This is a genomic window from Aeromonas dhakensis (assembly GCF_000820305.1).
In the GTDB taxonomy this organism is placed as follows: Bacteria; Pseudomonadota; Gammaproteobacteria; order Enterobacterales; family Aeromonadaceae; genus Aeromonas; species Aeromonas dhakensis.
Genome location: NZ_CDBH01000041.1, coordinates 1 through 1,136 on the forward strand (window position 1 = coordinate 1; position 1,136 = coordinate 1,136).

The following is a 1,136-nucleotide window of genomic DNA, read 5'->3' on the forward strand; positions in this document are numbered from 1 at the left end:
ATCGCTCTGACCGAGCGCAGTGATAAGGATCATCAGGGCGTGGGGGAAGCACCAGAAGCCCAGACCAATGACGATGCCGATAGGACCGTAGATGCTCTCGCCGCCGAGCAGCCCCTTGGCGATCCCCTGATTGCCAAACCAGTAGACCAGACTGATGGCGGGCAGCAGGGAGGGCATCAACAGCGGAATAAGGCCAATGAGGCGAAACAGGCTCTTGCCCGGCATGCAGGTGCGGGTGAGGGCATAGGCGTAGCCAAAGGCGAGGGTCACCACCAGCGCGGTGATCAGCACCCCGAGCCAGAGGGTGTTGCCTATGGTGCGCCCCAGATGAGGGGAGTCGAAGTAGGCGCTGAAGTTGGCAAGGCCCACCCAGAGGCCGTTCTCATCCTGCAGGCTCTTCTGCAGCATGGTGAGCAGCGGCAACAGCAGACCGCCGGTGAGCAGGGCGATGCCGAGCACCAGCAGGATCAGTTGCAGCAGCTGATCCCGGCTCCAGCCGCGACAGAGCTGCTGCCAGCGGGATTCTGGCCGGACTGTCGCTGGCGGCAACAGGGAGGAGGTTGCGAAGGGGGCTGTCATGGGCGCTCTCCCTCAAACAGTTGCATGGCCGCGGCGGGCCAGTGCAGCGAGCAGCGCATGCCGCTGCGCCAGCCACCCTGTTCGTGGTAGCGGGGCAGCTCATGGGTCGGGCGCTCCACCAGAATTTGCTGCGGGCCCAGATAGGTGTCGGCGGTGCAGATGAGGCGCTGGGCGGCGCCGAGAAACTCCACCTGATCGATCTGCGCTTCCACGCCATGTTGCCCAAGAGACAGCTCGCTCGGCGCACTCAGGGTGATCGCCTCGGGGCGGATTGCCACCTGCAATTTGCTGCCGGCCGCGGCCCGGTTGGCGAGTGTTAGCGGCTGCTCGTTAAGGCGCACCTGGGTGGGGCTCAGCACCAGGGTGTCGAGGAAGTTCATGGTGCCGACAAAGCTTGCCACGAAGCGGTTGGCAGGCTGGTGGTAGATCGCCTGTGGCGTGCCTACCTGCACGATGCGGCCGCCCTCCATCACCACGATGCGATCGGCCATGGTCAGCGCCTCTTCCTGATCGTGGGTCACCATGATGGTGGTGATGCCAAGGCGCTGCTGCAGGGC

At 64.7% G+C, this 1,136-nt stretch carries 1 protein-coding gene and 1 pseudogene; both read right to left on the reverse strand.

What is annotated here, in order from left to right:
• A pseudogene (locus BN1143_RS10115) lies at window positions 1-579 on the reverse strand (putative 2-aminoethylphosphonate ABC transporter permease subunit); the annotation flags it as partial.
• On the reverse strand, window positions 576-1,136 hold a 561-nt coding region (locus BN1143_RS10120; protein WP_042050470.1), incomplete at its 5' end, for an ABC transporter ATP-binding protein. The pseudogene BN1143_RS10115 and the gene BN1143_RS10120, both read right to left, overlap by 4 nt.